This is a genomic window from Paraburkholderia ribeironis, from assembly GCF_900019265.1.
Lineage (GTDB): Bacteria > Pseudomonadota > Gammaproteobacteria > Burkholderiales > Burkholderiaceae > Paraburkholderia > Paraburkholderia ribeironis.
Genome location: NZ_CYGX02000071.1, coordinates 22602 through 46872, shown reverse-complemented (window position 1 = coordinate 46872; position 24271 = coordinate 22602). Strand labels below are relative to the sequence as shown.

Annotated in this window: 24 protein-coding genes and 2 pseudogenes; 15 read left to right on the top strand and 11 right to left on the bottom strand. The window is 62.2% G+C overall.

Annotated elements, in window-relative coordinates; all coding sequences use genetic code 11:
- Positions 1–55: 55 nt before the first annotated feature.
- The 4 genes from BN2475_RS35850 to BN2475_RS27560 form a co-directional block, all read right to left on the bottom strand.
- Positions 56–550 carry a glycosyltransferase family 9 protein gene (locus BN2475_RS35850; protein WP_245841630.1) on the bottom strand — a complete coding sequence of 165 codons (495 nt, stop codon included), beginning with the start codon at positions 548–550 and terminating at the stop codon, positions 56–58.
- Positions 535–1176 (bottom strand): tetratricopeptide repeat protein, encoded by a 642-nt coding sequence (locus BN2475_RS35845; RefSeq protein ID WP_245841628.1) that lies wholly within the window; start codon positions 1174–1176, stop codon positions 535–537. The genes BN2475_RS35850 and BN2475_RS35845 overlap by 16 nt, the downstream gene beginning before the upstream one ends.
- Positions 1173–1670, bottom strand: a complete 498-nt coding sequence (locus tag BN2475_RS33920; RefSeq protein WP_143325930.1) for a hypothetical protein — start codon at positions 1668–1670, stop codon at positions 1173–1175. The genes BN2475_RS35845 and BN2475_RS33920 overlap by 4 nt, the downstream gene beginning before the upstream one ends.
- Before the next feature lie 82 nt (positions 1671–1752).
- On the bottom strand, positions 1753–1938 hold the full coding sequence (locus BN2475_RS27560) for a hypothetical protein (protein ID WP_143325928.1): 186 nt from the start codon (positions 1936–1938) through the stop codon (positions 1753–1755).
- 51 nt (positions 1939–1989) lie between these two features.
- Here BN2475_RS27560 and BN2475_RS27555 point away from each other — a divergent pair, with 51 nt between their 5' ends.
- Both BN2475_RS27555 and BN2475_RS27550 read left to right on the top strand, forming a co-directional pair.
- Entirely contained in the window at positions 1990–2685 is a 696-nt protein-coding gene (locus BN2475_RS27555; protein WP_094782615.1) for a CTP synthase C-terminal region-related (seleno)protein, read from the top strand.
- A 363-nt stretch (positions 2686–3048) separates the two neighbouring features.
- Positions 3049–3963, top strand: coding sequence for a PhzF family phenazine biosynthesis protein (locus BN2475_RS27550; protein WP_094782661.1), 915 nt, complete (start codon positions 3049–3051; stop codon positions 3961–3963).
- A gap of 271 nt (positions 3964–4234) precedes the next feature.
- Here BN2475_RS27550 and BN2475_RS27545 read toward each other — a convergent pair.
- A pseudogene (locus tag BN2475_RS27545) lies at positions 4235–4414 on the bottom strand (IS630 family transposase); the annotation flags it as partial.
- A 184-nt stretch (positions 4415–4598) separates the two neighbouring features.
- Between BN2475_RS27545 and BN2475_RS27540 the strand changes: the two are divergent.
- Genes BN2475_RS27540 through BN2475_RS27525 form a run of 4 tightly spaced genes read left to right on the top strand, consistent with a single transcriptional unit; the run spans position 4599 to position 9565 of the window.
- Positions 4599–4883, top strand: coding sequence for a YtcA family lipoprotein (locus BN2475_RS27540; RefSeq protein ID WP_094782614.1), 285 nt, complete (start codon positions 4599–4601; stop codon positions 4881–4883).
- A 21-nt stretch (positions 4884–4904) separates the two neighbouring features.
- A complete protein-coding gene (gene mdtN, locus BN2475_RS27535; protein ID WP_094782613.1) occupies positions 4905–5963 on the top strand; it encodes a multidrug transporter subunit MdtN in 1059 nt (352 codons plus the stop codon).
- Between the two features lie 9 nt (positions 5964–5972).
- Positions 5973–8081 carry an FUSC family protein gene (locus tag BN2475_RS27530; protein WP_094782612.1) on the top strand — a complete coding sequence of 703 codons (2109 nt, stop codon included), beginning with the start codon at positions 5973–5975 and terminating at the stop codon, positions 8079–8081.
- A complete protein-coding gene (locus BN2475_RS27525; RefSeq protein ID WP_094782611.1) occupies positions 8078–9565 on the top strand; it encodes an MdtP family multidrug efflux transporter outer membrane subunit in 1488 nt (495 codons plus the stop codon). The genes BN2475_RS27530 and BN2475_RS27525 overlap by 4 nt, the downstream gene beginning before the upstream one ends.
- A gap of 18 nt (positions 9566–9583) precedes the next feature.
- On the opposite strand, the gene BN2475_RS27520 is transcribed toward BN2475_RS27525, so the two are convergent.
- Positions 9584–10033: a hypothetical protein gene (locus BN2475_RS27520; RefSeq protein WP_094782610.1), complete on the bottom strand. Its 450-nt coding sequence runs from the start codon at positions 10031–10033 to the stop codon at positions 9584–9586.
- A 202-nt stretch (positions 10034–10235) separates the two neighbouring features.
- Here BN2475_RS27520 and BN2475_RS27515 point away from each other — a divergent pair, with 202 nt between their 5' ends.
- The 3 genes from BN2475_RS27515 to BN2475_RS27505 all read left to right on the top strand — a co-directional run bounded on the left by BN2475_RS27515 (position 10236) and on the right by BN2475_RS27505 (position 11970).
- Positions 10236–10418 carry a hypothetical protein gene (locus BN2475_RS27515; protein ID WP_094782609.1) on the top strand — a complete coding sequence of 61 codons (183 nt, stop codon included), beginning with the start codon at positions 10236–10238 and terminating at the stop codon, positions 10416–10418.
- Between the two features lie 135 nt (positions 10419–10553).
- A complete protein-coding gene (locus tag BN2475_RS27510) occupies positions 10554–11249 on the top strand; it encodes a phosphatase PAP2 family protein (RefSeq protein WP_094782608.1) in 696 nt (231 codons plus the stop codon).
- 337 nt (positions 11250–11586) lie between these two features.
- Positions 11587–11970 (top strand): hypothetical protein, encoded by a 384-nt coding sequence (locus BN2475_RS27505; protein ID WP_094782607.1) that lies wholly within the window; start codon positions 11587–11589, stop codon positions 11968–11970.
- A 62-nt stretch (positions 11971–12032) separates the two neighbouring features.
- Here the strand turns inward: BN2475_RS27505 and BN2475_RS27500 are convergent, their stop codons facing one another.
- Together BN2475_RS27500 and BN2475_RS27495 are read right to left on the bottom strand one after the other, a co-directional pair.
- The gene (locus BN2475_RS27500; RefSeq protein ID WP_094782606.1) at positions 12033–12845 is read right to left on the bottom strand and encodes a GNAT family N-acetyltransferase; all 813 of its coding nucleotides are present in this window, start codon (positions 12843–12845) and stop codon (positions 12033–12035) included.
- 73 nt (positions 12846–12918) lie between these two features.
- The gene (locus BN2475_RS27495) at positions 12919–14091 is read right to left on the bottom strand and encodes a patatin-like phospholipase family protein (protein ID WP_094782605.1); all 1173 of its coding nucleotides are present in this window, start codon (positions 14089–14091) and stop codon (positions 12919–12921) included.
- 246 nt (positions 14092–14337) lie between these two features.
- Here BN2475_RS27495 and BN2475_RS27490 point away from each other — a divergent pair, with 246 nt between their 5' ends.
- Positions 14338–15609, top strand: coding sequence for an MFS transporter (locus tag BN2475_RS27490; RefSeq protein ID WP_094782660.1), 1272 nt, complete (start codon positions 14338–14340; stop codon positions 15607–15609).
- Positions 15610–15728: 119 nt separating this feature from the next.
- Here the strand turns inward: BN2475_RS27490 and BN2475_RS27485 are convergent.
- A pseudogene (locus BN2475_RS27485) lies at positions 15729–16708 on the bottom strand (chemotaxis protein).
- Between the two features lie 372 nt (positions 16709–17080).
- On the opposite strand from BN2475_RS27485, the gene BN2475_RS27480 reads away from it, so the two are divergent.
- The 3 genes from BN2475_RS27480 (at position 17081) to BN2475_RS27470 (ending at position 21008) form a co-directional block, all read left to right on the top strand.
- On the top strand, positions 17081–17644 hold the full coding sequence (locus tag BN2475_RS27480) for a DUF4142 domain-containing protein (RefSeq protein WP_094782604.1): 564 nt from the start codon (positions 17081–17083) through the stop codon (positions 17642–17644).
- A gap of 354 nt (positions 17645–17998) precedes the next feature.
- Positions 17999–19771: a tetratricopeptide repeat protein gene (locus BN2475_RS27475; protein WP_094782659.1), complete on the top strand. Its 1773-nt coding sequence runs from the start codon at positions 17999–18001 to the stop codon at positions 19769–19771.
- Positions 19772–19982: 211 nt separating this feature from the next.
- The gene (locus tag BN2475_RS27470; protein WP_094782603.1) at positions 19983–21008 is read left to right on the top strand and encodes an aldo/keto reductase; all 1026 of its coding nucleotides are present in this window, start codon (positions 19983–19985) and stop codon (positions 21006–21008) included.
- 85 nt (positions 21009–21093) lie between these two features.
- On the opposite strand, the gene BN2475_RS27465 is transcribed toward BN2475_RS27470, so the two are convergent.
- Positions 21094–21321 carry a hypothetical protein gene (locus BN2475_RS27465; protein ID WP_094782602.1) on the bottom strand — a complete coding sequence of 76 codons (228 nt, stop codon included), beginning with the start codon at positions 21319–21321 and terminating at the stop codon, positions 21094–21096.
- An 18-nt stretch (positions 21322–21339) separates the two neighbouring features.
- A complete protein-coding gene (locus BN2475_RS27460; RefSeq protein WP_094782601.1) occupies positions 21340–22083 on the bottom strand; it encodes an SDR family oxidoreductase in 744 nt (247 codons plus the stop codon).
- 137 nt (positions 22084–22220) lie between these two features.
- On the opposite strand from BN2475_RS27460, the gene BN2475_RS27455 reads away from it, so the two are divergent.
- Positions 22221–23132, top strand: a complete 912-nt coding sequence (locus BN2475_RS27455; RefSeq protein WP_094782600.1) for a LysR family transcriptional regulator — start codon at positions 22221–22223, stop codon at positions 23130–23132.
- 191 nt (positions 23133–23323) lie between these two features.
- Positions 23324–24247, top strand: a complete 924-nt coding sequence (locus tag BN2475_RS27450; RefSeq protein ID WP_094782599.1) for a LysR family transcriptional regulator — start codon at positions 23324–23326, stop codon at positions 24245–24247.
- Positions 24248–24271: the final 24 nt, after the last annotated feature.

Sequence of the window (24271 nt, the reverse complement as noted above, 5' to 3'; positions counted from 1 at the left end):
TATTATCTCGTCCCCCGGGGACGCAGGATCTTGTACGAACGCTGGGTTTTTCACGTCAAGAACGCGGCGCACCCGCCTCATTCTCCAACTGCAATGCCCGAGTGACGCGCCCTATGACGTCATCCCAATCGCCTGGCTGCGTTTGCCTGAACAGGCGAGCAGTTGGGTACCACGGTGAGTCGTCCCGGTTGTGCAACCAGCGCCAGCAGCCGTCAAATCTCGACAGAATCCACACTGGTTTGCCGAGCGCCCCCGCCAGATGCGCAACGGACGTATCCACCGTGATCACAAGGTCCAGGCACTCGATGATCGCTGCGGTGTCCGCGAAGTCTTGCACCTGCCCCATCAGGTCAAGTGGCTGCAGTTCTGGCGGAAGCTCGTTGATCTCCGGGCGCGACGTATCGCCCATCTGCAGACTCACAAATATGATACCCGGCACGCGCAGCAGCGGCAGGTAGGCTGAAGCCCTGAGGGAACGGCGGCTGTCGATGACATTCGCGCCAGCTTGACCAGGACGCGGATCCCCTGCCCAGACTAGAAATACGGCCATGCTTCGGTGAAGTGCCCCATTTTTAACAGGACGTGACCAAGGTTGCTGCGCGCCTCGCAATTGTCTGGATTTGCCGAAACCGCGTGACGGAAGTGATGTTCGGCCTCGTTCAGTTGATCAAACGTCTTCAAAACGATGCCAAGGTTGTTGTGCGCTGCGCAATGCTCAGGCGCAAACCTGATTGCTGATCGATAGCATGTTGCGGCTTCCCCGAGACGGCCCAGCAGTTGCATAGCCAATCCCATATTGTAGTGAAGGACTGCAGAATCAGCTTGCAACGTAAGGCCTTGCTGGGCACTGTATATCGCGCTTTCGTAATCACGACAGGCAGTGTGCACAACGCAAAGGGTATTGAACGTTGCCGCGCACGGTTGAATCGCTACTGCCGAACGAATCCAGTGCAGTGCCTCCTGGTTCTGCTTCAACGCGAATGCGATAAGTCCCCGCAGGTGGTGGCTGTCTGCGTCGAACGGTTGCGACTGGAGCAATAGGTCAAGCATCGCCATTGCTTCCGTGTATCGTCCGCTGGAATATGCGGAAAGCGCAGCCTGGTACTGATTCGCAGCGTTGAATGCGCGATCCAGGGCGGCCGAGTGCGTTATTGTTCCCTCTGACGGGGTATTCATAGGATCTCAGCACAGAAAGTTATTCCGATGAGGAAGCCACCGATCAAGCCGGGCGTCCGGCGCATCGAGAGCGCATTCAGATCTTCATCGAGCAGTAACTGATCTCGCCGTGAGCGAAGGACCGTTCTGAATAGAAGTGGCCCCGTGAGAAGGATGGCGGCAGCAACCACGATTGGCGCTACAGCCTGCGCCACCACGTTGCCATAGTGCCCTGACGGATGCCGAAATACCTGAAAATCACAACCACAACTCCCGTGACAATTGCACCAGCGAGCGCCGCGCCAATAAATGTCTGTTGGATGCGTATTCATTTCACTGATTGCCGTCGGTTGTTGGTTGTTGCGGTATGTCGTACAGCGATGCTCGCGCGTCGATTTTTGAGTTCTTTCGCCATTCTCCGCTGGTCCAATAAACGATGGCTTCCTGGAGATCCCTTGGCGCCGCTGCGCGGTCTTCCGCCCCTTGATGTGCGATGGCCGTTTCTCGCGGATCAAATCCTACTCCCGGATCGAGTGCGGTAACGGTCAATAATTGTCAGGAGGAGTCTCGAGTTCTTGCTCGTCGATGGGGGACGATCTACACGGCGACGTCGGACGTCCGAAGCTGGCCGGTTGGTTGGACCTTCTGAGCAATGCCGCCACAAAGCTGCCGCCAGCGCAGGGCGAATGTTTTCGACCGGCGGCTTACGGTGAATGGGGCTGAACGCGCACAGTCGGCCATGCCCCACCGTTCGACGCCATCAATCAGATCGGTGACAATCATGGCCATCAGTCCCAGCAAACGCTGCTGGACGTTTCAGTGAGAGCAACGACGATGCGAAAGAAAATTACCGTCGGTCTGGTTGGCGACTATAACCAGTCGGTGCCGGCGCACCAGGCTATTCCGCTTGCATTAAAGCGAGCGGCAGACGCGAAGCAGATCGAGGTCGAACCTGAATGGGTTCCTACCGTGGAAATCACATCGGTTTCCCGGATCTCTTCGTTTGATGGAATCTGGTGCGTCCCCGCGAGTCCGTACCAGAGCATGGAAGGCGCGCTGCTGGCCATCCGGCACGCCCGTGAAGCGGCAATTCCGTTCCTTGGTACATGCGGAGGATTCCAGCATGTCATCATTGAGTATGCCCGCAACGTGCTTGGCTGGGCCGATGCAGAGCACGCTGAAACGGCGCCCGGCGCCACACGCGCAGTCATTTCGCCGCTTGAATGCGCGCTGGTTGAAACCGTAGCTCTGGTTCGACTCTTCCCCGGGACCCACGTTGCGGCTGCGTATGGAGTCATGGAAACGGCGGAGGGCTATCGTTGCCGCTATGGGCTTAACCCCGATTTCAGAACCTCGCTTGTCTCAGGTCCGCTACGCGTTGCCGGCGATGATGAAGCAGGTGACGTACGAGTTGTCGAAATGGATGATCATCCGTTCTTCGTTGCGACGCTCTTTCAACCCGAGCGTGCGGCGCTCAGGGAAAAGCCAGCACCACTCGTCAATGCATTCGTGGCGGCATGTGCGGAATGACATCCAGCATGTCACTTCGCCGTGCGACCTCGCTTCAGGATATTTGAAAAGTCGAGTAGACATCTCTTTTTGTCCAGTCCATGCGGCGGCTCGGCGGTGGCTCTTGCTGAGCGCATCGGGCAGTGGTCGGCCACTTGCGGACGATCACCCGATTGAACAACATCGTCGACAAAATGAACCGGGTTCTTGCGCGCAGTAGTTGATCATTCAAGTTGCTGACACGTTTACTCTTTGCTGAGACTGGTGAATGGTCATCGAGGCGCTGGCCCGGTCTATCGCGACAGAACTGTGCCTGTCTTATTGACGGCGCATAGCGATAATAGTGCTGATCGCCGAAAACAATTGACCAAGCCGAGGAACGCCGTGAATCGCCGCTATGTCACCGCCGATGTGTTCACAGACGAGAAATTTAAAGGTAATCCGGTTGCAATTGTGCTTGACGCTGCCGGTCTATCTACCAGCCAGATGCAGGCAATCGCCAGCGAGTTCGCGTATAGCGAAACGACATTTGTGTTGCCTCCGCGCGATGCCGCGAATACTGCCTGGGTGAGAATATTTACGCCAAGCCGCGAGATACCCTTCGCCGGACATCCGAATATCGGCACTGCCTTCGCGCTCGCCGCGAAGGCGGAAGCCTGTCAGAAGCGCTTGCCGGACTTGCTTGTTTTCGAGGAGCTCGCCGGCCTGGTTCCGGTCAATCAGTTGAAAGAGGGAGAGACCGTAGTCGGTGCAGAACTTATTGCACCAGAACCGTTGGCGCAACTATCGCAGGTCTGCGCAAACCGGGTAGCGGCTTGTCTCTCACTCAGCGCCGACGATGTCCGGATTGACGCACACGCGCCTCAAGTCGCCTCCGTTGGCCTGCCGTTTCTTGTCGTCGAACTTGCTTCACGCGATGCTCTAAGACGATGCGTACCTGATCTCGTGGCGTTTAAAGGCCTGCTTCCCATTGACGGCGCCGTGTCCATCTACGCCTATACGCGCGATATCGACCGCATCAGGGCCGGAAATGCCTGTGATCTTGAGGCGCGCATGTTCACGCCACGCATGACGGAAGACCCCGCCACAGGCAGCGCCACTGCAGCGATTGCAGCGCTCATTGCGCACGTGCGGGGTTTGCCGGAACTGTCGCTATGCGTTGCCCAAGGAGTTGACATGGGTCGCCCCAGTATCCTCTTTGCAAGAGTCGACTCGTATGGCGGACGTACAAGGATTCGCGTCGGAGGGAAATGCGTCAGCGTCATGGAGGGATCGTTTCAACTTGAAGGTGATAAATGACTGTTCGTCGGCGAGCGTCCGCTGTCGAGAAAGCTGAATGTCCTCTGTGGGCCGACAAGAGCCCGACGCGTTCGGGAGCACGCGGCCCAGTTTCTGTCGCTTCGAAGGATGCCGCTCATGCGAGAGCGCGAAATCGTTGAGTCGGCCGATCACGTATTCGGACACGGCAAGCGTTTCGTCAGTGGAAACAAAAGCACCCGTTTCCGACGTTGCAGGCCCTGTCTTGATGCCGCTCCGGTGTGCCCCACTGCCTCGGCCACTGTTTCAAGTCCGTGGCACGCGTGAGTTGCAGCCGCTGCGCGAGCGCGCTGTTGGGCTCCCCGTCAGCCGCCGCCAGCACGATGCGCGCACGCGTGACCAGCGTGGCCGAAATCGAACGCGCTATCGCAGCTAGTTGCGAGCGCTCATCTTCGCTCAGCATGAGTTCCGCCTTCGGTCTGCCCATGGGCATGCTGACATCGCCCGTTCCGTTGACGTCACCATGTTACGCGCACATAGACTAGTCAAAAACGGAACGGAACACTAGCCGAATTGGCGCGTCCTTTCCATCGCCCCGAAAATTGAGGCAGAATGCCTCGGCGAAGCTGCAAAGCGTGACATCGATCACAACGACACAGACGACTTTGGAGCGACACATGCCACTCCTCAGGGGCAAATGTCCGAAGTGTGCGACCGGCATTACCGTGTTGACGGCTGTTTTCATATCGGGCTGCTCAGGTTCGCCGTCAATCAGCGTGCTCGGCGCGTACTTTCCGGACTGGCTGTTCTGTATCGTCGCGGGCGTTGCGCTCACGGTCGTCATTTATCTGATTCTCAGACGTTTGCAATACGATCACCTGCTGGGACCGTCAGCCGTGGTGTTTCCCACGCTTGTCACTTTCATTTCACTCGCTGTCTGGTTGCTACTCTTCCAGCATTGAATCTCCTTCAGGGTGAATGCGATGGCGACGACTCCCAGCAAGACATCGAAGAGCAAATGGCCAGCCATCATCCTGGTTGTGGCGACGCTGTTGCTGCTGCTATTCGTCATCCGCCAGCTGGACCGTTCGCCGCGCACCGATGATGCCTATGTGTACGCCGATACGATCGACGTCGTGCCCGAGGTCAACGGCCGCATCATCGAGCTGGCGGTGCGCGACAACCAGGCGGTGAAGCAGGGCGATCTGCTGTTCCGCATCGATCCGCGTCCGTATCAGGATGCGCTGACGCGGGGCAAGGCGTCTCTCGTCGCGCTCGACCGCCAGATCGAGCTGACCCAGCGCACGGTCAATGCGCAGCAGTACAACGCGCAGTCGGTGCGTGCGGCCGTCGAGCGTGCGCGGGCCGCAGCCAGCCAGGCGTCCGATACGCTGCGCCGCATGGAGCCGCTGCTGTCGCACGGCTATGAGTCGGCGGAGGATGTCGACCGCGCTCGCACCGCACAACGCGCGACGCAGGCCGAACTCAGCGCCGCGCAGCTGCAGGCGCAGCAGGCGAGCGCGGCGGTGAGCGGCGTCGATGCGCTGGTCGCGCAACGTGCGGTCGTGATGGCGGAGATTGCGCTTGCCGAATTGAACCTCGAATATGCGACCGTGCGAGCACCGTTCGACGGACGCATCGTGTCGCTGAAGACATCGACGGGACAGTTCGCGTCGGCGCTCAAGCCCGTCTTCACGTTGATCGATACGCGCCAATGGTACGTGGTCGCGAACTTCCGGGAGACGGAACTCAAAGGCGTCCGTATGGGCACTCCCGCCACGGTGTACCTGATGAGCGATACGGGCCAGCGTTTCCGGGGCACCGTCGATTCGATCAGCTATGGCGTCGCACCCGACGAAGGAGGCCTCGCACTGCCCGGCGGATTGCCTCGCATTCAACGCACGCTCAACTGGGTGCACGTGTCGCAGCGCTTCCCGGTGAAGATTCGCGTCGACGCTCCGAACCCGGAGCTGTTCCGCGTCGGGACGTCGGCGGTGGCCGTGCTGAACCCCGCACGCGGCAACGACGGCGAGCATCGTTGAGGAGCGCGCATGGCTGTTGCCGGCTACCTGCCCACCATGCCCGTTATGCTGCGCCATACCGGCGATTTCCTGAAGCGCGAGCTTACGCCATTTCCTGGGCGGCTCAACGTGATGTTGCGCTGCGTGCTGACGAGCGCCATCGTGATCGTCGCGTCGATGGCACTTGAAGTGCCCGAACTCGCGCTGTCGCTGCTGGTGGTGTTTTACGTCACGCAGTCGAACGTGGTGGTTACGCGGCTGGTCGGCCTGATGTTCATCGTCGGGTCGACACTCGCCATCGGTCTGTCAATCCTGCTGCTGAAGTTCACCTTCGACTACCCGTTGCTGCGCATCGTCATCGCGAGCCTGCTGTTTTTCGGCAGCGTGTACCTGATTCGCGTGCTCAGGATCGGCGTTGTGTTCTTCATCGTCGCGATCGTTGTGATCTACGTGCAGAGTTTCGTGGACCGGACCGATCAGGCTGAGCTTCTGATTCGGGCGGTGTTGTGGGTCTGGGTCGCCGTCAACTATCCGATCGCGCTGACGCTCGTGGTCAACACGCTGCTGCTGCCTGCCGAGCCGCAATTGCAGCTCAAGGCGGAAATCCATCGGCAACTGACGGCGTTGCAAACGCGCCTCACGCAACTGATCGACGGCACGACGCATGCTCCGCCGATTACGCTGGCGGCCGTCCAGCAAGACGCGGTGACGCTGCAAAAGCTGCTGCGATTCACGACGATGCGCGACGCCCACTATCGCGAGCATCAGGCGTTGCAACTGGCGTGCATCGCGACCGTATCGCGCCTTTATCGCGGCGCGAGTGAACTGCCGCCTGGCTGGCCGGCAGCGACGGCCGAGCAGCTGGCTGTGTTGCGCGAGTTGCGCGTAAACTGCCGCGCGCTCGACGAGGCGGTAATGTCAGGCGAGCCGTATCGTTACATGAGCACGGCAACACCTGAAGAGCGCGCTGCCGCCGACATGATTCCCGCCGCAGGCGAATTGCAACGGGCGCTGCGCGCATTCGCCGATCGGGTTGCAAGCGGTGCCGAACCCGGCAAGCCGTCCGCGAGCGAACCCATGGTCGCGCCGGACGCGTGGACCAATCCAGCGTACATGCGCTTTTCGCTGAAGACGCTGCTTGCCGTGCTGGTCTGCTATGTGTTCTACAACGCCGTGGACTGGCAGGGCATCCACACGATCATGCTGACCTGCCTGATCGTCGCGTTGCCGAGCCTCGGTGCATCGACGCAGCGTGCGTTGCTGCGGCTGGCCGGAGCCGCCGTCGGCAGTGCGCTGGCGCTGTTCATGGTCGTGTTCGTCGTTCCGCATCTGGAGGACGTCGTCGGTTTGCTGCTGATGGCGCTGCCCGTTGTCGCATTCGCGGCGTGGATCTCGACGGGTTCGGAGCGCATCAGCTACGCCGGCGTTCAGCTGATGTTCACCTTCTCGCTGGCGTTGCTCGATCAGTTCAGTCCAACCACGAATCTCACTGAAATCCGCGACCGGATGGTCGGCATTCTGCTGGGTGTCGGCGTGGCGACCTTCGTGCAGATGTCGTTCTGGCGCGAGGGCGAGGGCGACGTGCTACGGCAGAAACTCGCCACGATGCTGCGCGCCATTGCTGCACAATTGTGTGTTCCCCAGGCGGGCGCCGACCAACGGGACGAGTTGAGCGATGCGCAGCGGCAGTTGCAGGCGTGGGCCGTGCTGGCCGATTGCGAAGCGACGCTGTCGCGCGTCGCGCTCGAGCCGTCATGGCAGGAAGGGGAGCAGGGCGAGCTTACGCTGCGCGCGCAAACTGTCCTCGCGCAGGGCCGCGAGATCATGCTCGCTGGCGATGCGTTGCGCAGCACGCTCGCGGCGCAAGCGGGATTGTCAAGCCCATACACTGTCGACGCAGTGCGCGCGGCCCAGCAACAGGCCTGCGTCGAACTCAACCGGTATGCGGATGAGCTTGCGGTTAACCCACCCGATGCGCACGCGCCGCGGCGCATTGAGATCGCTGCGCAAGCTGTCGAACCGGCCGAAGAGCTGCTCTTCGCCGCTGCGCAAGACTTGTCGCGACAGGTCGCGGGACTACCGGACTGGCGCGTTGAGGCAGCGGTCGCGGCGCCGCCATCACAGGCCATACGCACATGAATACGCGATCGGGTTTGCGCGGTTGGCAATGGCGTCGATGCTTCTTATGCGTCGCGTGGTTGTCGTCGGTGCTGCCGGGTTGCGCGCTGATCCATCATAACGGCACACCCTATGCTGAGATCGCGCCCGAGCAGATCAATCTTGCTGATGACATCCACCTCGCGCGCGATGGCTGGCCCGCCGCGCGCTGGTGGACGCGCTATCAGGATGCGCAGCTCGACGCACTGATCGATCAGGCGCTGAGCGACGCGCCGACCATGGTGATTGCGCGCACGCGCGTCGCGCAGGCCAGGTCGGATGTCGAACTCGTCAGGACGGGATCGAGCCTTCAGGTGGTCGCGCTGGCGTCGCTGAATCGCGAGCATGTATCAGCGAACGGCTTTCTCGGCCCATTCGCGATGAACGTACCGGCGTTGGGGCTCACAGGCCCCTGGTACACCGAGGGCATCGTCGGACTGGGTGCAAGCCTGGACGTCGACATCTGGGGCAAGCAGCGCGCGCAGATCGCGGCATCGGTCGGCGTGAGCAATGCGCGGCTCGCCGAGACGTCCGCTGTCGAACTCGAAATCTCGACGGATGTCGCGCAGCTTTACTACGGCATCCAGACGACTTATCAGCTCATCGATCTGCTGAACGAATTGCACGAGGTAGCGGTGTTCACAGTGCAGGCGCACGAAGCACGTGCGGCGCGCGGCCTCGAAGCCAGGACCCGGCTCGAAGAAGCCCGCGCGCAGCAACTGGGCATCGAACAGCAGATCGTCTCGGCGCAAGCGCAGATCAGGCAGTTGCGCGAATCATTGCGCGCGCTGGTCGGTGCGGGCCCGGATGGCCTGCCCACCATCAATCCCGTTGCGCTGCCGCGCTCGCAGGCGGCCCTGCCGGCGACGCTCTCTTATGAACTGCTTGCCCGGCGGCCCGATCTGCAGGCCATGCGCTGGTATGTCGAGGCATCGTTCCACCGGATCGACGCGGCCAAGGCGGCGTTCTATCCAAGCTTCGACATCAAGGCTTTCTTCGGCTTCAACGCGTTGCACCTTGCCGACCTGTTCACGCATGCGAGCCAGCAGATCAACCTGATCCCGGGCCTGACTCTGCCGATCTTCGACGGCGGCCGGCTGAACGCGAATCTGAGCGGTGCACGCGAGGGCAGCAACCTGTTGATCGAGCAGTACAACCAGGCTGTTCTGAACGCGGTGCGAGATGTGGCGCAGACGGGCAGCCGTCTGCAGGCCCTGGATGCGGAGGCGCAGTTGCAGAAGCAGCGGATCGAATTCGTTGCGTTCGCGCGAGACAGCGTCGAAGCTCACTATCAGCGAGGGTTGGCCAGCCGCGTGGCGGCGCTCGAGGCACGTCAGCCGGTGATCGCGGAACAGCTCGCGCTGCTCACGCTCAACGGTCAGATGCTCGGTGAGGAGATCGCGCTGACGAAGGCGCTCGGCGGCGGCTATCGCGCCGATCCACCTGTCGTACTCACGCCGCGTTGAACGGGGCGTGAGCGGGCTTCAGAACTGCTGCGCGCGCAGCGACTCGAATTCCGCGCGGCACACTTCGCCAAACTTGCCGAGGATGTCGATCGAGCCGTCCGCGAGCATCTGGCGCAGCTCGACGAAGGTCTTGTCCGGTGCGAGGTAAGTGTCGACGATCTTGCGTCCGATCAGGTCGGCTTCATCCGCGACTTTACGCGATGACTGAACCCGCATGCGGCTGATCTTCGCATAGAGATTGGCGAGCGAGTGCAGGTCCGGCTCGCCGTGTTGCAGCGCGTCAACGTAGCACTTCGTCGCTTCTTCGATGAACTCCTTGTAGAGTTCCTGCCGACGCACGCGGTCATGCGCCAGCCATTCCGCGCGAACCTGGGTGCGTTGGGTCAGCCATGAAGCAAGAACCGAAGTCAGGCCGCCAATCGCAGCGCCGACAAGTGCAGCCAGAGCCGAGATAACCGATGCGTTCATGGAGCATCCTCTCTTATTGCTATTCACCGTCATACATATTAGTGCCAGTGCGTGCATTTCCCAGGTTGGCATGCATCATTGGGTTCCACTGGGAGGCAAGCGCCTCAGATCAAATGTCTGCGCCCAACCAGTTACGTTCGGACACACTTCGTTGCGCATCGGATTGCGCCCGCCATCTACAATCCGCGCACGGAGAAAAAACATGCTCAGACTCTTATCTGTCATTGCGCTTGCGGCTGGCCTGTCAGGCTGCATTGTCGCTCCGCCGTACGCCTACGCGCCTGCGCCGGCCTATGGATATGGTTATGCGCCAGCGTACTACGCTGCGCCTTCCGTCGATGTCGGCATCGGCTTCGGCGGCTACGGGCACGGCTGGCGAAGATAGTCCCTTGCGGCACCGGTTCTGTTGAGGAACGTGCCGCTCTAACCGAATAAAGACACTGCGTTCTTCAAACCGGTTGCAACCCATTGTCCTGACCGGGGGGCGCGTACTGTTGAGAACCGCAAGATCAGGGCAGCAATGAACAGTTTCGATACAGCAGTCCAGATCTTCCTGACGCATAACGCTTTGCACTCAGTGGCACTGAATCACGCGATCAGGGTGATCGCAGGTCAGTTCACATTCAAAGGCCTCGTCCTGATACCGGTGTTGTGGTGGATGTGGTTCGAACCGGGGCCGCGTGGTGAATGGAAGCGTGAGATGATTATCGCGACGCTCGCGAGCGCTCTTCTATCACTTGCAAGCGGCAGGCTTCTCGCCTATTACTTGCCGTTTCGGGAAAGGCCACTCTACAACCCGGAGCTGCACCTGAGCTTTCCCCCAGTCGGCCTCCAGGACGCCGTCTTGCGCACGTGGAGTTCCTTCCCAAGTGATCATGCGATGCTATGGATGTCGATTGCGACGGGCATCTTTCTCGTCTCTCGACGTGTCGGCGTGCTCGCGCTGTTGTACGCGGGCGTCTTCATATGCTTGCCGCGGGTGTACCTTGGTTTGCACTATCCGACCGATGTTCTCGGGGGAGCGGTCATCGGCGTAGCGATCACGTGTATTGCGACGCGCGATTTTGTCAGGACACGTCTGGCTGGACCGATCCTGCGATGGATGAACGGTAATCAAGGGCTCGCCTATATGCTGGCGTTTCTTTTGTCTTTTGAACTGGTCACCCAGTTCGATGGACTATTCTTTCTTCTCAGGTCGGGTTTGAAGGCGTTATAAACACGCGAAGGTTCTTCCAGGAGCGATGGGGCTTCGCTCCGACCAATCGTCTGCGCAACGGCATGCAATGTTCCTTCACGAAGGGTTAATCAACCGGATACTGAAGAGCATTTTGGTTGGCACTGCGAAGCAGAATCCAGCCATGCCCGTCTGCTCTGACCTGCTGCCGGTTTGATGACATACCTATGTGTGGTTCTTTGTCCGGCGTCGACTGCCTGGATGACGCACGGCGTTTCATGCAGGCGCCCCAGCGCGTAAAACAGGCACGGCAATAATGCCAATGGTTTGCCGGCGATGGTCATGCTAGGATTTCCCGCAAACAACTCCGGAGACTGCTATGCCGTTCATCTGCGAAAACGTTGAATGTCGCGCCGTGCTGGCCCGCGGGCAGGTGAGATCCGTTCGCGAGAACGAAGCCTGGTGTTTTTACTGCCCGGACTGCAAGGCGAGGAACGAGTTGAACGATATCGGCGCTGCTGGCGGTCCTGTTGAATTGAACCAGCCGCAGAGATCTGGTCTGCCGCACAAGGTGATTGCAAGTGCTCGTTCTCTGGAAGACGGCAGGTACGCGGCGCAATTGCGCGTGCAAAGAGCGCTCGGCACGAAGGGGACTTATGCGGTCGAAGAGCGTTGGGATCAGCTCGACGTATTCCTTAGCGCGCAGGATGCCATCGCGCATGCGAAAGCGTTTGCGGCGGACCTGCTGAACCGCACGCCATAGTCTCGAGTGCAGCCCCGGCCTCAGCCGTGCGCACCGCGTGCCGGGCGGCGGCAAAGTTCACCTCATCCGAGTTCGAATGAGGTGATCCCGAACACTCGCGCCATTGGAATCGCCGGCGGCGCTTTCGTGTACATCCTTGCCGTTTCGAAGGTACTGGCCATACCGTGTCGTTCGGCGAGAGCGATGGCCGCAGCGTTGCTCTGCGGCACATCGATCGAGACCATCTCACCCGGGCACCTGGAAATCAGTGCGCTGAAGAGCTCTTCGCCAGTCCATTCGTCGTCGGCAAAGAGCGGGCCGACCTTGCGGCCGTGGCGGCATTTGCGCAGTACACCATAGCCACGCATGCGGCCCTCGCGCATCGCTGCCAGCGCGACGACATCGGGCTGGGCAATCCATGCACGCAGAAAGCCTGATCGGGGTGCGGGAAACCGTTGCCGGTCGTAGATGGACAATTGTTCGAAGGGCACGTCGCAGAGATTGGATATTCTCGCGCTCTCTGTACCGTGCGCGATGCCTTGAAAGCGGATGTTCCGGTGTGCCAACTGAAATCCGGACTTTCCATAGTTCGCCTGTTGCGCGACGACCCCGTCAAGGCCGATGTTGCGCTCGCCCAGATAGGCGATTGCGTGTCGCCAGATCCGAAGCCCAATTCCTCTGCCGCGAAAAGCCGGTTTGACGATGTACAGGCCGACGAAGCCGAAATGCTCGTCATAAGCAACAGCGGAAATCGAGCCGATGGGCTCACCATGCAACTCGCCAACGAAAAATCCGCCGGGGTCGGCGGCGCAAAAGCAGGGCGCGTCGTGGCGACCGGGATTCCAGCCTTCCTGTTCCGCCCACTCGATCGCCAGTGCGACTTCTTCGGCCTTCATGGGGCGAACGATGCATTCCCGTTCCCCCTCTGTGAATGTGCTCACGACGCCTCCAGTGCAACGACAACCACCGTTATTTTTGGCCTTTTTGGCCTTCCGCGCCGGCCATTCGAAACACCGAGATGCCTTCCATGGGGTCCAGTGTGGCGCGCCAGGGTGCCAGCTTCAACAGGCGGGCTGTGTCTTCATGACCTGCGAGCCAGCGGCGCCTGATGCTGCTCGACGAAAAATCGATATCCCTGTTCAGGTCGTCGTTGTCGAACGCCGGCGCGTCGAGTTCCAGAACCTGCATCGTCGTGCCACAGCCCCAGGCGAGAAGCTCCCGGACCTCCGGAGCACTGCGTCTCTCCTCGGGGATGTACTGCTCGAGCTCCCGAATCACATGACGAAGGCGGTGAATCTGTTTCTGTCGATCGAGATGGCTTTCCGCGCGACTCGAATACTGGATGTCGCGTTGCCGGCTCATCACCTGCAGGATTGATTCGGGTTGCGGGCCGCGCGAAGGCCACAACTGCACCGAGAAAATGACCGAGTCCCGCCGCGGCCGGTCGTCGAGCACAGCTTCGAGCGGCGTATTCGAGTAGATGCCACCGTCCCAGTACGATTCGCCTTCCAGTTGCACTGATGGAAAGCCGGGCGGAAAAGCGGCGGATGCCATCACGTGCTCGACGTCCATTGGCGCATCGCGATTGCTGAAATAGCGCATACGTCCGCTTTGGACATTGACTGTGCCGACGGTCAGTCGGGTTGCTTTCTGATTCAGGAAATCAAAGTCGACTAGCGACGACAAGGTTTCACGCAGCGGTCCCGTCGAATAGAACGCTGCCTGATCGGGACGAACGTGCGCGTGAATGCCAGCCCAGCATGCCAACTGAGGAGTGAAGAACGATGGCACGCCATGAGTGACAGTCGCGAGATCGCGCAGCCAGTTCTCGAGTCCCGGTAGCCAGCTTGTCGCGGCGACGCCATGACACGCCACACCGTCCCAGAACTGCGTCAATCGCGCCATTCGGTTCTCGGGCATATTGCCTGCGATGATCGCACCATTGACCGCGCCGATCGACGTGCCGATCACCCAGTGAGGTTCGACCTGGGCGTCGTGGAGTGCCTGATACACCCCTGCCTGGTACGCGCCAAGCGCACCGCCTCCCTGAAAAACCAGAACGATCTGGCCAGGAATGTCCGGCTTGCCGTCCGACCGGCTGGCCCGATTTGTGTGGCGCTCGCCGTGCGTTTTGTCGTCCATGGTCGCTCTCCCAGACTAACGCCGCAGATATTGATTTTGCCACGGTATGGTCGGCGCAATGTGCAAGCGGTTTGTGAGCGGGACGAACGACGAAACCGAAGCGCGCTTGAAGTCGCGCGGCGAAACCGGACTGGAGCAGCAGTGAACGGGCAGCGGTCTCACCCCGCCCGGCAGCAGACCCGTCCATCTTGCTCTAAACTAGCGCCGCCCAAGCCCGCCATGCGCCAGACAAAGAGCAACACACCGATGCCACCAGTTCCCGCCGATCCCGCCGATCCCGCAGACTCCGCGAACTTCAGCCTGCCCAGGCACCCCCCATTCCAACGCTTCTGGTGCACCCGCATCCTTTCGTCGCTGTCATTCCAGATGCTCGCCGTGGCAATGGGCTGGCACGTCTATGCGCTCACGCATAGCGCCTTCGCACTCGGGCTCGTCGGCCTCGCGCAATTCCTGCCGATGTTTATGCTGACCCTCGTGGTGGGCCATGTCGCCGACCGTTACGATCGCCGCCGCATCGCGGCCATCTGCCAGAGCCTCGAAAGCGTCGCTGCGTTGCTATTCGCTTTCGGCACGTTCGGTGGCTGGATCAGCGCGCCGGTGATCTATGTGCTGGCCGCATGCGTCGGCGCGGCACGCGCGTTCGAGTCGCCCGCGGTCGCCTCCCTGTTGCCCGCCGTCGTGCCGCGCGGCTATCTGCCCAAAGCGACGGCCTGGGCCACTTCTGCGAATCAGACCGCGCAGATCGCCGGTCCCGCGTTGGGTGGTCTGCTGTACGGCATCGGTCCGGGTGCGGCCTACCTCGCCTGCACGCTGTCGTTCGCGGCGGCGGCCGCCTCGGTGTGGAGCATTCCGCTACAGACCCGGCCGGCGAGTCGCGCGCCCGTGACGCTCGAGTCGATCTTCTCGGGTATCGCATTCATCCGCAAAGAACCGGTGATCCTCGGCGCGTTGTCGCTCGATCTGTTCGCGGTGCTGTTCGGGGGCGCGACCGCGCTATTGCCGATCTTTGCGCGCGACGTGCTGCACGCGGGGCCGCTCGGTCTTGGTCTGTTACGCTCGGGCACCGCCATCGGCGCGCTCGCGGGCACCATCTGGCTCGCGCATTTCCCGTTGCGCAACCGGCCTGGCGCGGCGATGTTCGGTGGCGTGATCGCGTTTGGCGTTGCCACCGTGGTGTTCGGGCTATCGCATCAATTCCTTGTGTCGCTGCTTGCGTTGATGGTGCTCGGCGCATCGGACACCATCAGCGTCGTGGTGCGGCTGTCGCTCGTGCAATTGCGCACGCCCGATGAAATGCTGGGACGCGTCAGCGCCGTCAATTCGCTTTTCATTGGCACATCGAATCAATTGGGCGAATTCGAATCCGGCGTCACGGCGGGGTGGTGGGGCGCGCGGCCCGCCGTGCTGGTGGGCGGCGTCGCGACGATCACGGTCGCGTTGCTGTGGATGAAGCTTTTTCCCGAACTGCGACGTACCCGCTCGCTGGAGCGCGAAGAGGAACTGGCGCCAAGTGCCTGATTGCCAGCGCGTTGGGGCTCACACCGATGCGCTCGCGCCATCTGTAAGCTTCGGCGCGCTCGCCTCAACCGGACGAGCGCGGCCTTGCTGGCGGCGCGCTGTCACAGCAACGCTTCATTTCACACAGTGGCTTCTGCCGTAGGCGCGGCCCCGAGCGCATGACGAATCGCCGCGGCCAGTTCGGCGGCCGCGAACTTCGGCACATAGCCATTCGCGCCGGCATTCTTCACATGTGCTTCGTTCGCGGCGCCCGTCAACGACGAATGGATGATCACCGGAATATCGCGGGTGCGTGCGTCTGCCTTGATCTGACGCGTCAACATGAAGCCGTCCATCTCTGGCATCTCGAGATCGGTCAGCACCAGCGCAATGCTGTCCTTCGCACGCGCACCGGTCGTCTGCGCTTCGCGGGCGACCTGCTGCAATGTGTTCCATGCCTCTTCGCCGGTTTTGGTCATTATGTAGTCCGCACCAATGGCGCTCAACGCCTGTTCGATCAGCTTGCGCGCGAAGCCGGAGTCGTCGGCGGCGAGAATCTTCCGCCAGGGCGAATGCCGAGCGCTTCGCCCACCGAGGTCGGATCGACGCTCGGGTGCTGCGACGGAAACACATCGCGCAACACCTGCTCCACGTCGATCACCTGGGCGAGCCGCGAATCGCCCGTATTGCCGTCGATGCGCGCAATGCTCGTGACGAGATTGCCGCCCGCCGTGCCATCGGCGGACAGCACCTGGTTCCATTCAAGCCGCACGATGTCGTCGACTTCCTCGACTGCGAACGCCTGGGTCGACCGCGCGAACTCCGTGACCAGCAGGATGTTCAGGCCGCGCGTCGGCTCGCAACCCATCAGCCGCGGCAAGTCGATCACGGGAATGATCTGCCCGCGAATATCCACCGCGCCCATCACGAACGGCGATGAACCGGCGATTGGTGTGACCGGTGGCATGGTCGAGATTTCACGTACCTTGAAGACGTTGATCCCGTACAGTTCGTGCGCGTCGCTGCCGGGCACGCAGCCGAGGCGATACAGCAACAATTCGAACTTGTTGGAACTCGTCAGATTGCTGCGTTCGTGATTGGCATGGTGTTCGTCTGCCATCGAAACTCCCCAGGATTGCGGTGCGTGTGGTGCGCCATGCCTATGTTTCGTTCGCCTCTGGCGCGTGGCTCACTGTTGTTATCGGCACCGATCGCGAAAAATTCAGCGATTGCGCGCGGTTTTCATCGCGCGCTCGGGCCAGCACGCAGCAGTGCGTCAATCCCGCCATGTCAAGTGATTCATATGAGGCTTACCTAAGGTTACAGAAGCGACAGCACCGTTTCACATGGACCGTTATGCGTCTCCTAGAATCGACAGCGATAAAAGTGTGATGCCGTCAGCAACTCGCAAGCAGGCTGCAAGGTTTGCGCAGGGAGATGTTCGACGCGTACACGTGTCGCCGTTGTTTCGCTTCCACCTCAAGGAGAACGTATGATCCGCTTGCCTCTCGCCACCCTCGCCAGCGCCTGCATGACCGGTCTTCTGGCGGTCGCCACCGTCGCCAGCGCCCAAACCGCACCGGCCGCACCGGCTGCGGCCGAGGTCCGTTTGCATGCCGCCGACCAGGCGTTCATCGCGGACGGCACTCAGGCCGTCGCGACACAACGCGACGCCGCACGCATCGCCACGTCGCGCTCCACCGATCGCGAAGTGAAGGCATTTGCCGAACGCGTGTCGAGCGACAATGCGAAGATCTCGGACGCGCTGCGCGCCGCCAGCCCGCGTGGTGTCGATGTGCCGAAGAACGATCCCGACGCGGCGGTGCTCGCGAGCATCAACAATCTGCGCGGCGCCGAGTTCGACAAGGCGTATATCGAACAGGTCGCGCTCGCCGGCGAACAGAAAGCCTTGTCGGCGTTCCAGGCCGAAATCGCTTCGGGCCGCGACGAGCAGTTGAAGGACGCCGCGAAGAAGGCGTTGCCGACCATCCAGCAGCACTACGCGATGGCGCAGGAACTGGCGAAGCGCAAGCATCTGTCGAGCGCCGTGCAGTAACGCGAGCTCGCGTGTTTCACGCGCGTCACGTTGCGGCGTGACGCGCGGTGTCCGGCGTGCGGCTCAGGTGCTCGCCACGCACGCCGCGCTTCAGATGGACGCCTCATATGCACACTTCACACGAACGCTTTACACGAGCGCTTCACATATACGCGCTTCACACCCGCAGTTCGCACAGTGTGACCGTGCTCACAGTGTGACCGTGCTCACAGTGTGACCGCGGCAGGTCGGACGGCTGCTTTTCGGCGATAATCGGTTCCTTCTTTCGCGCTGATGGCGCGTAGCGTCTCGCACGACGCATGCGTCTTCGCAGCGCGCTCACGATTTCCCGTGCATGCCATCCAATCCGACCGTATGAACAAGCCTGCCAATCTGCCGCAACAGTTGGACCATCTGCTGCGGCAAGCGATCGCGCTTCAGCAGAACGGCGCGATTGTCGAGGCCGAAGAACTCTATCGCGAGATTCTCGAACTCAAGCCACGCCATTTCGACGCGTTGAAGTTGCTAGGCGAACTCGCGCTGCAAACGGGCCGTTTGCAGGAAGGCGTCGATCTGCTCAGGAAGGCGCTAGCGATCAACGCAAAACATGCGCCGGTTCATTCGAACCTGGCCGCCGCGCTGAACGCGTTGCAGCGCTACGACGAAGGCCTCGCGAGTGCTGATCGCGCGCTCGCGCTGCAGCCGAAATTCCCTGATGCACTGAACAATCGCGGCAACGCGCAAGCCGGTTTGAGCCGGCCTCTCGATGCGCTCGCCAGTTTCGAGCGCGCCATCGCGTTGATGCCGGAGTTCGTGCAGGCCTGGAACAATCGCGCGTGCGTGCTGCGCGACCTGGGCCGTTGCACCGACGCCCTCGCGAGCTGTGATCGCGCGCTCGCGTTGCAACCGGACTATGCCGAGGCATGGAGCAATCGCGGCAATGCGCTCAGCGACCTGAACCAGCCGCAGGAAGCGGAGCGCAACTATCGACGCGCACTCGAACTGGCACCGGGATTTGCCGACGCGTGGAATAACCTCGGCCTCACGCAGATCGATCTCAATCAGCACACGCAAGCGCTGTCGAGTTACGCGCAGGCGCTCGCAATGAATCCCGCGTCGGCGGAAGCGCACTGGAACCAGTCGCTGTGTCTGTTGCAAATGGGGCAGTTCGAAGCCGGCTGGCAGAAATACGAATGGCGGTGGGAGCGCAGCCGGATCAAGGCAGGCAAGCGCGGTTTCGCGCAGCCGCTGTGGCTCGGCGATTTTTCGATCGATGGCAAGACGATTCTGTTGCACGCGGAGCAGGGCCTGGGCGACACGCTGCAGTTTTGCCGCTATGCCGCGCTGGTGTCGAAGCTCGGCGCCAAGGTCGTGCTCGAAGTGCCATCCGCGTTGATGCGGCTGATGGGCACGCTCGACGGTGTCGATCAGTTGATCGAAGCAGGGCAAGCGTTGCCGCCATTCGATTGCCACTGCCCGCTGCTCAGTCTGCCGCTCGCATTCAGGACCAGCGAGGCCAGCATACCGGCCGCGACGCCCTATCTGTTCGCGCACACCGACGCCGTGCGCGCGTGGCGCGAGCGCATCGAATCACAGGCACATGACGAAGCAAACGCACAAGCTCATTTCCGAACGCCTGCGCGAGCGGATAACCGCCTGAAGGTCGGCCTCGTGTGGGCGGGCGAAAATCGCGCGTACGTCGCGGAACTGCGCAAGATCGACGCGCGCCGCTCGGTTACGTTCGAGCGGCTCGCGCCAATCCTCGACGTCCCGAACGTGCGCTTCTTCAGCCTGCAAAAAGGCACGGCGGCGCAAAAGCTAGCGGGTAGCGGGCGGGCCGGACGCGTGATCGACCACTCGGAAGAACTGCACGATTTCGCCGACACCGCGGCACTGGTCGCCAACCTCGATCTGGTGATTTCCGTGGACACGTCCACCGCGCATCTGGCCGGCGCGCTGGACAAGCCGGTCTGGATTCTGAACCGCTTCGACACGTGCTGGCGCTGGTTGCTCGAGCGCACTGACACGCCCTGGTATCCGCGCACGCGGTTGTTCAGGCAGCCCGCGCTGGGCGACTGGGACAGCGTGATGCTGGCCGTACGCGACGCGCTCGCCGCATTGAGCGCGTCGACGGCGGCGGGCGCGTAACGATGCCGGTAGTGATGGCGTCAGTATTGGCGTTTGACTTTGCGCTCGCGCCTCGCGCGTGAGCGATCGCTCGCCGGTTATGTCAGCGGTACCGCTTCCCACGAACATCACGAGCCTGCGCGCCGCTCCTTGCTCCCGTGCCGATGCGTTTGCCCGGACGCGCGTAGACTGGACGTCCCATCATCGACGGCTAGGCCACGGAGATACGTCAATGGAATACAGACATCTGGGTGCATCTGGTTTCAAGGTTCCGGTCCTGAGTTTCGGCACCGCCACGTTTGGCGGCAAGGGCGAATTTTTCCAGGCGTGGGGAGCCACCGACGTCGCCGAAGCGCGTCGCCTGATCGACATCTGCTTCGATGAGGGCGTCACGCTGTTCGATAGCGCCGACATCTATTCGACGGGCGCATCCGAGTCGGTGCTTGGTGAAGCGCTCAAAGGCAAGCGCGACAAAGCGATCATCTCGACCAAGGCGACCTTCCGCTTCGACGACGAACCGAACAGTGTCGGCTCGTCGCGCTTTCATCTGATCCAGGCGGTGGACGCGGCGCTCAAGCGCTTGCAGACCGATTACATCGACCTGTTCCAGCTACACGGCTTCGATGCCCGAACGCCGATTGCCGAAGTGTTGTCGACGCTCGACGATCTGGTGCGCGCCGGCAAGATCCGCTACACCGGCGTGTCGAATTTTTCCGGCTGGCATCTGATGAAATCGCAGGACATCGCGGACCGTTACGGTTATCCGCGCTATGTCGCGAACCAGACCTACTATTCGCTGATCGGGCGAGATTACGAGTGGGAGCTATTGCCGCTCGGCATCGACCAGGGCGTGGGCGCGGTGGTGTGGAGTCCGCTCGGCTGGGGACGGCTGACCGGCAAGATCAAGCGCGGCCAGGCGCTGCCCGAATCGAGCCGCCTGCACAAGACTGGCGACATGGGCCCGCCGGTGCCGGACGAGTATCTGTTCCGCGTGCTCGATGCGCTCGACGAGGTCGCCGCCGAAACCGGCAAGACGGTACCGCAGATCGCGTTGAACTGGCTGCTGCAACGGCCGACGGTGTCGACGGTGCTGATCGGCGCGCGCAACGAAGAGCAGTTGCGGCAGAACCTGGGCGCGGTCGGCTGGAACCTGACAGCCGAGCAGGTCGCGAAGCTCGATGCGGCGAGCGCCGTGCGGCCCGCGTACCCGTACTGGCATCAGGAAGGATTCACGGAACGCAATCCAAAAGCGGTGTAAGCACGCTCCCTGTCAGGCTGGCGCATCACGCCGCGGTGTGGTGTTGTTTCGTGAGTTCGGACGCAACAGCGAACAATTCGCCATATTAGCGGCGGCTCGCGTCGACATGCGGGCCGAACGCGAAACCTTGCGCGAGCATCGTGTCTAGCGCTTGACTCGCGCTGCCGGCAAATCGCCCATGCCGATCCGCTGCGCGAACTCGATGCGCACGCGCTCCGATACCTCGCGCACCTCGCGCGCCGTCGCCGATGAAGTCGATCACCGAGCGCATCGGCCACTCGCCTCGCGGCAGCGCGACGGACGAAGCCTGCATGCGGGGCGCTCGAGCGCGTCACGCAAGACCGCCGTTCGCCCGCAGGATCTGACCGTTGACCCAGCCCGCATCCGCACCGGCGAGCCACGCCACCACCGACGCGATATCGTCCGGCTGGCCAAGGCGTTGCAACGGCGGCATCTTCGCGAAGGTCTGGATCTGTTCGTCGGTCTTGCCGTCGAGGAACAGCGACGTGGCGATCGGGCCCGGCGCCACCGCGTTGACGGTGATGTTGCGCCCGCGCAGTTCCTTGGCGAACACCTGTGTGAACGCTTCGACAGCCGCCTTGGTCGCGTTGTAGACCGCATAGCCCGGCATGTTGAGCGCGAGCGTGGTGCTCGAGAAGTTGACGATGCGCCCGCCCTCGTTCATCCGCGCGGCCGCTTCGCGCAAGGTGTTGAAGGTGCCGCGCACGTTGATGTCGAAGGTCTGGTCGTACAGCGCGTCGCTGGTGTCGGCGAGCGGCGTGGTCTTGAGCACGCCGGCGTTGTTGACCAGCACATCCACTTTGCCGAGTTGCTGTTCAGTGATCTCGAACAGGCGGCGTACGTCGTCGGCCTCCGAGACATCCGCTTTCACCGCGATCGCTTGCGCGCCCGCGGCCTGCAACCCGGCGACGAGCGCCTCGGCTTCGGCCGGGCTGGACGCATAGTTGACGACGACCGCGAAGCCGTCGCGTGCGAGACGTCGCGCGAGCGCTGCGCCGATGCCACGGGATGCGCCAGTCACGATGGCGACGCGAGTGTGGTTGAGCGTATTCATGGTGCGTTTCCTTGGGTGTGATGAGTGGGCGAGGTGAATCATGAGCGCTATTCCTCATTAGATAATCACGTTAAACTGGCCATAACCATTCCGTTTGCTTTAACAATCGGCGCGAAATGCATGCCGGGGTGCGAACCATGGATCGTTTCGAGGAGATGCGGGTTTTCGTGCGGATTGCCGAGCGGCAGAGTTTCACCCGTGCGTCCGACGATCTGCAGATTCCGCGCGCCACCGTCACCAACCTGATGAAGCGCATGGAACAGCGGCTCGGCGCGCGGCTCTTGGAGCGCACCACCCGCACGGTGCGGCTCACGCACGACGGCGACGCGTATTACCGCCGCTGCGTGCGGCTGATCGCCGACATGGAAGAGGCCGAGGGCGCGTTTTCGAATGTGGCGCCGAAGGGACTGTTGCGGGTCAATCTGCAGGGCACGCTGGCCCGGCACTTCGTCGTGCCGGCGCTGCCGGCGTTTCTCGCGCGCTTTCCCGGGATCGAGCTGACGATCGGCGAGGACGACCGCTTCGTCGATCTGGTGCGCGAAGGGATCGACTGCGTGCTGCGCGCGGGCAATCTGCAGGATTCGTCGATGGTCGGGCGGCGCGTCGCGCAACTGCCGCAAGTCACCGTCGCGAGTCCCGCCTATCTCGCCGCGTATGGTGAGCCGCGCGAGCCGTCGGCGCTGTCCACGCATCGCGCGGTGAACTACGTGTCGAGCGCGACCGGCAAGCCGGTGCCGCTCGAATTCAGCATCGATGGCCGTGTTACGGCGATGCTGCTGCCGTCGGCGGTGTCCGTGAGCGGCGCCGATCTCTATACCGGTGCGGCGCTCGCCGGACTCGGTATCGTGCAAGTGCCGCAGTATCGGGTTGCTGGGGAACTGGCGGAGGGGCGGCTGAAGATCATTCTCGCGGACTTCCCGCCGCCGCCGATGCCGGTGTCGGTGCTGTATCCGCAGAATCGCCAGTTGTCGTCGCGGGTGCGGGTGTTTGCGCAGTGGCTGCGCGAGATTTTCGAAGCGGCGGAGGATCGAAAAGAACCGTTGGCGTGAGCGTTATCTTTTCTGCGAGTGCGTTTGTGCAAGTGCAAGTGCAAGTGCGGTTGCGGGCAGCTCATGCGGTTTTTCCGAACGCGTGTCGCGATGATTTTCCGGCAACCCGTAGTGGTGATATCGTCAGGGTGGACACCTTTCGTCGCTTTGCCGTAGCATCTTCGCGTCGAATTCGTTCGAAGGAATGCAACATGTTGTCGGAAGACGAACTGGCTTTGCTCGATGCGATCCGCGAGACCGGCAGCCTGTCGCGTGCGGCGGCGCGTCTCGGCAAGGCGCCGTCCACGGTGTCGCATGCCGCGCGCCAGCTCGAGACGCGCTTCGACGCGCTGCTGTTCGACCGGCGCCGCTATCGGCTGCAACTGACGCCCGCCGGCCAGCTGCTCGCCGACGAAGCCGCGCGGCTGATGCTCGACGTATCGCGCATGACACAGCGCGTGCGGCAGATCGCGAGCGGCTGGGAAGAGCGTCTGTGGGTGGTCACGGACGAGATCCTCGAATTCGAACTGCTGATGCCGGTGGTGCGCGCCTTCGATGCGCTCGACTCCGGCGTCAAGCTGCGCTTCACGCACGAAGTGTTGAGCGGCACGTGGGAGGCATTGCGCGACGGCCGCGCGGATCTGATCGTCGGCGCGACTAATGAACCGCCGGCGATTCCCGGCCTGCGCTGGTTTGAACTCGGCGTGATGGACTGGGTGTTCGCGGTGTCGCCGCGTCATCCGCTCGCGAGTGCAGAAGGGCCGCTTGGCCGCGAGCGGATACGCGAGCATCGCGCGGTGGTCGTGGCCGATTCATCGCGGACGACGGCAGGGCGCGCATACGGCGTGATCGGTGGGCAGGCGTCGCTGGCCGTGCCGGGCATGCGGGCGAAGATTCTCGCGCAGCGCGACGGCCTCGGCGTCGGGTGGCTGCCGCGTCAGCGGGTGGCGTCGCTGCTCAAGCGCGGCGAACTGGTCGAGAAGGCCACGGCCGACCCGCGCGAGCCGAACGTGCTATATGTCGCGTGGCGCGGTGATCACGAGGGACGCGCGCTGCAATGGTGGCTCGAGCAGTTGCGGCAACCCCGGCTGGCGAAGCGCCTCGTGCGCGGCGTGGACCTGACGGTTGGCGCGTGAGGCATGCTTTAATACGGCCCGCGT

Excerpts from the sequence above, each read along its gene's own strand:
- BN2475_RS35850 (WP_245841630.1), bottom strand. The coding sequence starts at position 550 with ATGGCCGTATTTCTAGTCTGGGCAGGGGATCCGCGTCCTGGTCAAGCT.
- BN2475_RS35845 (WP_245841628.1), bottom strand. The coding sequence starts at position 1,176 with ATGAATACCCCGTCAGAGGGAACAATAACGCACTCGGCCGCCCTGGAT.
- BN2475_RS27560 (WP_143325928.1), bottom strand. The coding sequence starts at position 1,938 with ATGATTGTCACCGATCTGATTGATGGCGTCGAACGGTGGGGCATGGCC.
- BN2475_RS27555 (WP_094782615.1), top strand. The coding sequence starts at position 1,990 with ATGCGAAAGAAAATTACCGTCGGTCTGGTTGGCGACTATAACCAGTCG.
- BN2475_RS27540 (WP_094782614.1), top strand. The coding sequence starts at position 4,599 with ATGCCACTCCTCAGGGGCAAATGTCCGAAGTGTGCGACCGGCATTACC.
- mdtN (WP_094782613.1), top strand. The coding sequence starts at position 4,905 with ATGGCGACGACTCCCAGCAAGACATCGAAGAGCAAATGGCCAGCCATC.
- BN2475_RS27530 (WP_094782612.1), top strand. The coding sequence starts at position 5,973 with ATGGCTGTTGCCGGCTACCTGCCCACCATGCCCGTTATGCTGCGCCAT.
- BN2475_RS27525 (WP_094782611.1), top strand. The coding sequence starts at position 8,078 with ATGAATACGCGATCGGGTTTGCGCGGTTGGCAATGGCGTCGATGCTTC.
- BN2475_RS27520 (WP_094782610.1), bottom strand. The coding sequence starts at position 10,033 with ATGAACGCATCGGTTATCTCGGCTCTGGCTGCACTTGTCGGCGCTGCG.
- BN2475_RS27515 (WP_094782609.1), top strand. The coding sequence starts at position 10,236 with ATGCTCAGACTCTTATCTGTCATTGCGCTTGCGGCTGGCCTGTCAGGC.
- BN2475_RS27510 (WP_094782608.1), top strand. The coding sequence starts at position 10,554 with ATGAACAGTTTCGATACAGCAGTCCAGATCTTCCTGACGCATAACGCT.
- BN2475_RS27505 (WP_094782607.1), top strand. The coding sequence starts at position 11,587 with ATGCCGTTCATCTGCGAAAACGTTGAATGTCGCGCCGTGCTGGCCCGC.
- BN2475_RS27500 (WP_094782606.1), bottom strand. The coding sequence starts at position 12,845 with ATGAAGGCCGAAGAAGTCGCACTGGCGATCGAGTGGGCGGAACAGGAA.
- BN2475_RS27495 (WP_094782605.1), bottom strand. The coding sequence starts at position 14,091 with ATGGACGACAAAACGCACGGCGAGCGCCACACAAATCGGGCCAGCCGG.
- BN2475_RS27490 (WP_094782660.1), top strand. The coding sequence starts at position 14,338 with ATGCCACCAGTTCCCGCCGATCCCGCCGATCCCGCAGACTCCGCGAAC.
- BN2475_RS27480 (WP_094782604.1), top strand. The coding sequence starts at position 17,081 with ATGATCCGCTTGCCTCTCGCCACCCTCGCCAGCGCCTGCATGACCGGT.
- BN2475_RS27475 (WP_094782659.1), top strand. The coding sequence starts at position 17,999 with ATGAACAAGCCTGCCAATCTGCCGCAACAGTTGGACCATCTGCTGCGG.
- BN2475_RS27470 (WP_094782603.1), top strand. The coding sequence starts at position 19,983 with ATGGAATACAGACATCTGGGTGCATCTGGTTTCAAGGTTCCGGTCCTG.
- BN2475_RS27465 (WP_094782602.1), bottom strand. The coding sequence starts at position 21,321 with ATGCAGGCTTCGTCCGTCGCGCTGCCGCGAGGCGAGTGGCCGATGCGC.
- BN2475_RS27460 (WP_094782601.1), bottom strand. The coding sequence starts at position 22,083 with ATGAATACGCTCAACCACACTCGCGTCGCCATCGTGACTGGCGCATCC.
- BN2475_RS27455 (WP_094782600.1), top strand. The coding sequence starts at position 22,221 with ATGGATCGTTTCGAGGAGATGCGGGTTTTCGTGCGGATTGCCGAGCGG.
- BN2475_RS27450 (WP_094782599.1), top strand. The coding sequence starts at position 23,324 with ATGTTGTCGGAAGACGAACTGGCTTTGCTCGATGCGATCCGCGAGACC.